This window comes from Acidithiobacillus ferriphilus, assembly GCF_018854775.1.
Taxonomy (GTDB): domain Bacteria; phylum Pseudomonadota; class Gammaproteobacteria; order Acidithiobacillales; family Acidithiobacillaceae; genus Acidithiobacillus; species Acidithiobacillus ferriphilus.
Genome location: NZ_JAAZTY010000160.1, coordinates 1 through 4,951, shown reverse-complemented (window position 1 = coordinate 4,951; position 4,951 = coordinate 1). Strand labels below are relative to the sequence as shown.

General features: G+C 64.5%; 1 protein-coding gene. It reads left to right on the top strand.

Annotated elements, in window-relative coordinates; all coding sequences use genetic code 11:
- Positions 1 to 4,951: acyltransferase domain-containing protein (locus tag HF921_RS10875; protein WP_215893803.1), on the top strand; the 4,951-nt coding region annotated here is incomplete at both ends.

Genomic DNA, 4,951 nt, shown 5'->3' with positions numbered 1-4,951 from the left:
TGATATTGGAGCGGGCGGCGGAGCCCCGACGGCGGCTACGTTCGCCCGGAAAGATGCGCCGCGCGCAGCGTTGGCCGCTGCTGCTGTCGGCGGCGACGCCGACTGCTTTGCGACAGGTGGCGGCGGATTTCGCCGGCGTGCTGACGGGGGTGGCGGAGCAGGATTACGCCTGCCGCTATCAGGCGAATTTTCGTAGCGAGCGCTTGGGTCAGCGCGCCCTGTTCTGGGGCGGCGGCGAATCCGATCTGGCGACGGATGTACGCGCTTTTGCCGCCGGTGAGGATGCATCCCCGACCGCATTGGGGAAAGGGCTGGAGGCGCCGCGCGGCCCGGTATTCCTCTATTCCGGAAATGGCAGTCAATGGGCGGGCATGGGTCGGGCCCTGCTGAATGAGCCGGTGTTTACGCAAACGCTGGCGGCGATAGACGCGATCTTCCTGCCGCTGGCGGGCTATGCCTTGCGGGATGAGTTGGCGGGCCTGCTCGGTGAGGGACGTTATGTGCTGACGGAATTCGCCCAGCCGGCGCTCTTTGCGCTCCAGGTGGGGGGCACGGAGTGCCTGCGCGCGTTGGGAATCGAACCGGTGGCGGTGGCCGGGCACAGCGTTGGTGAAGTGGCGGCGGCATGGGCCTGTGGCGGTCTGAGTCTCGCCGATGCCGTGCGGGTGGTCTACGAGCGTAGTCGTTTGCAGGGCCAGTCGCGGGGACTGGGGCAGATGACGGCAGTGGCGGCGGATGCGGATACGACCCTGGGTTGGTTGCAGGACTGGGCCCTGGAGGACAGGCTATCCATTGCCGCATGGAACAGCCCGCGCGGGTCGACGGTGGTGGGCGCCCAGGACGCATTGACGGCACTGGAGCGGCGATTGCGCAATCTGGGCGTGGGCCATAAGCGCCTGGATGTGGATTATCCCTTTCATAGTCCGCAGATGGACGCCTTCCGCGCGGCGCTGCTGGACAGCCTGGCGGATCTCCACCCGACGGCGACGCGCATCCCGCTGCTGTCGACGGTAACCGGCGCGGTGCTCGCCGAAGAGACGCTGGACGCGACGTACTGGTGGCGGAATATCCGCGAGCCGGTGCGTTTTCAGCAGGCGGTGGATGGGTTGCTGCAGTCATGGAATATCTTTATCGAACTGGGTGGGCATCCGGTGCTGCGTGGTTACGTGCAGGACGCACTGAATGCGGCAGAGCAGGATGGGCGAGTCGTCACCACGCTGCGCCGTGGCGAGGAAAATGCCCAGGTGTTGACGCAGGCGGCGGCCGCGCTCTGGGTGGCCGGGGTGCCGACGGATTGGCAACGCTATTACCCGGTACCGGCCCCGGTGGTCGATTTGCCCCGTTATCCGTGGGAGCGGGAACATCACTGGCATACGGTCACCAGCGAGTCGACGCGAACGCTCGCTGCTTATCCAGTGCATCCGTTGCTGGGGCATCCCGTTGCTGGCCATGCCGGGGAATGGGAGCAGCAGATCGATACGAAGCGGCTGCCTTTTCTGGCCGATCATCGGGTGGGGGACGGGCTAATCTTTCCCGGAGCGGGTTACGTGGAATTGCTGCTGGCGGCAGCGCGTGAGCGCTTTGCAAGTTCCGCGCATCTCGTCATCGAGGATCTGGAAATCGTGGCGCCGCTGCTCATCGATGACGATGATAGCAAGGTGCTGCGCGTCAGCGTGGACGAGGGCGGTGTGGCGACAATTCAGGCGCGCCCATTGTTGCAGGAGGGCTGGACACTCCACGGTAAAGGGCGGATTCGCCGGGGTAGTGCGGGCGCGGGACCGGATACGCTCCAGGAACTCTCGACGCCACCCTCCCGGCTCCCGGATTTTGATGCGGGTCAGCACTATCGTTTGGCGGATATGACTGGTCTCCACTATGGCCCGGCGTTTCAGTCGATACAGGCGGGATGGCTGCAAGAAGGTGGCGTGCTGGCGCGATTGGCGCTGCCGGCGCCAGCGGATGCCACGGATTATTTGTTGCACCCCGCACTGCTCGATGGGGCATTGCAGCTTTTTGTGGATCTGCTGGCTGCCGGGGGTACTGCACAGGCTGGCTGGGGTTATGTACCGGTGCGCGTCGAGCGACTGAGCTTGCTGGCGGCGGCAGAGGGCGTGCTTTGGGCGTCCGTGCGGCTGCTGCGCCGCTCGCCGCAGTCCTTGTTGGCGGATCTGAGCCTGAGCGATGAACAAGGCCGGGTGGTGGTCCGATGCGAGGGCGTGCGCCTGCGCCGGGTGCGTTTGCTGCGCAGCGACATCGAGCGCCTGCGCTATCTGCACAGCAGGCTGACGCCAGCACCATTGGCGCATGGTGCCGACGCGCGGATTTCGCTCGATCTGGCCGCCATACACACGCTATTGGCCGATGCGCTGGCGGATAGTACCGCTGCCGCGCGTTATATCGAGGAGTTTTCACCACTGGTGGAGGGGCTGCTGCGGGCTTATGGGGCGGAATCTGCGACAGTGAGTGGCGAGCAGATCGCGGCAGCGGATATCTGGCAAACCCTTCTGCAGGATTATCCGGAGTTTTTCCCGATCACCCTGCAGGTCGGGCGCTGGGGTTTGCATCAGTCCGGCGGCGGAGAGTCGGGCACATGGCCGCAGATCGCGATGGCCGCTTATCCGGCCATCCTCCAGACCATGACCCCACCGATGATGGCCGGACTGAGTGCGCTGGTCGCCGCGTTGCGGATGGAATTATCTGCGGGCCAGCGCCTGGGGATACTGGAGATCAGTCATTCGGCGGCGGAGTGGTTGCCGACACTCGCGGCGGACGTGGGGGATGATGTCCGCTGCGCACTCTATCAGGCAGGGTTGAATGACGCCGAGGCGTCCCTGACGGCACCGTGGACGACCATCCATCTGCAGGACGAAAACCGGCCTGTGGTGCATCTGGCATGGTTGCGCCTGGATGTGGCCGATAGGGATGTGCAGTTGCAAATGCTGGACTGCGCCGCGGACTGTGTGGCCGCGACGGGCGTCTTGCTGGTACAAGGGGTGCATCCGGAGCTCTGGTGGCAAACGGTGGATGAACACGATCCGTCCCTGATGGGCATGGTGGAGTGCCGGCAGTGGCTGGAGGGCCGTGGTTTCGCCGAGTGCATGGTCTTGGGTGCGGAAGCGGCTGGCACGGGTGCGTACGCCTTGCTACTGCGTAAAGCAGCGTCAGTGGAGCTGCCGGAAAGCCGTTCCACGACCGGACGCTGGTTGCTGGTGGGTACGCCGGGAGCGGAGCACGTACCGGGGGTGGTGATGCTGCGGACGGCGCTGACGACGGCTGGCGCCGAGTGCCATTTCATTGCCGCCGACTCTGATACCTTACTGACGTCGGCCTTGGCGGAAAATGCGGGGGATAAGCATTGGGCGGGGGTGGTCTATCTGGAGCAACCTGCACTGACAACCCCTTTCTCGCCGGCGGCGTTGTCACGATCCTGTCAGATGCTCCGTGCTTTGGGCTTATGGGGCATGAGTCAGATGGATGTGGCGCCCGTCTTTGTGCTGACGGCGGGCGGTGTCCGGGCAACCTGCCCGTTGGCGGATGAACAACCGGCCGATTTATCGGTGCTGGATGCGGCGGGGCTCTGCGGCTTTGCCCGCAGCCTGCAGAACGAGTGGCCGGAATGGGCGCTGCGCCTGATCGACTGGGGGACGACATCGCCCACGGCGGCGACGGTGACGGCCGTCGTCGCTGCGCTGCTCGATCCCGATGCGGAGACCGAACTGGTTTTTGATGCCGAAGGCCGACGCTATGCCCCACGGGTACAAGAACTGGCCTCGCCAGCGGTGGCAGACCCGATGCAGGCATCTTCCCGCCGACGATTGGGTTTTTCGCTGCCTGGCCAGCTCCGCAATCTGCAATGGGCTGATCATCCGTGTCCGGCCCTTGCTGACGATGCCGTAGAGGTGGTCGTGGCAGCGACGGGGCTCAATTTCCGCGATGTGATGTATGCCTTGGGCATGCTTTCCGATGAAGCCCTCGAAAACGGTTTCTCCGGCCCCGGTCTGGGGCTCGAGTTCGCCGGGCGGATTGTCGCGGTGGGACGGCAGGTGACCCGCTGGGCACCGGGGGATGCGGTGCTCGGCTTTGCCCCCGCCAGTTTCAGTACCCATGTGCAGACATCGGAAATGGCCATTGCCGCTCTGCCGCCAGGTATGGACATGGCGGCGGCGGCGACGATTCCGACGGTGTTCTTCACCGCCTGGTATGCATTAAGCGAACTGGCGAGGCTGGAAGCCGGTGAACGCGTATTGATCCATGGCGGCGCCGGCGGTGTGGGTATCGCGGCGATTCAGATCGCGCAGCAACTCGGCGCCGAGGTCTTTGCGACGGCGGGTTCGCCGGAAAAGCGGGATTTTCTACGTCTGTTGGGGGTGAATCGGGTCTATGATTCCCGCTCCCTCGACTTTGCCGAGGCGATTCTGCGCGATACGGGCGGCGCCGGTGTCGATGTGCTCCTCAACAGCCTCTCCGGCGAGGCGATACGCCGTAATCTACAGGTGTTGCGGCCTTTTGGACGCTTTCTCGAACTGGGTAAGCGCGATTTTTACGAAAATACCGCCATGGGTTTGCGTCCCTTCCGCAATAATCTGAGTTATTTCGGGATCGATGCCGATCAATTGCTGCTGGGGCGACCGGCGCTGACGCGGCGGCTGTTCACGGAGATCATGGAACACTTTGCACAAGGCGACTTCTTTACGCTGCCGATGGTCCGTTTTCCTGCGGCAAGGGTGGTGGAGGCGTTCCGGCATATGCAGCAGGCGCGGCAGATTGGCAAGATCGTGGTGGATATGGAAGCGCCCTTCACCCCTGCCGCACGGCCCGCGCGCCATGGCGGGCCTGGTCTTCGTCTGTCTGCCGACGGTGTTTATCTGGTCACCGGCGGGCTCTCCGGTTTCGGGCTGGAGACGGCACGATGGCTGGTGACACGGGGCGCGCGACGGCTGGTACTGGTCAG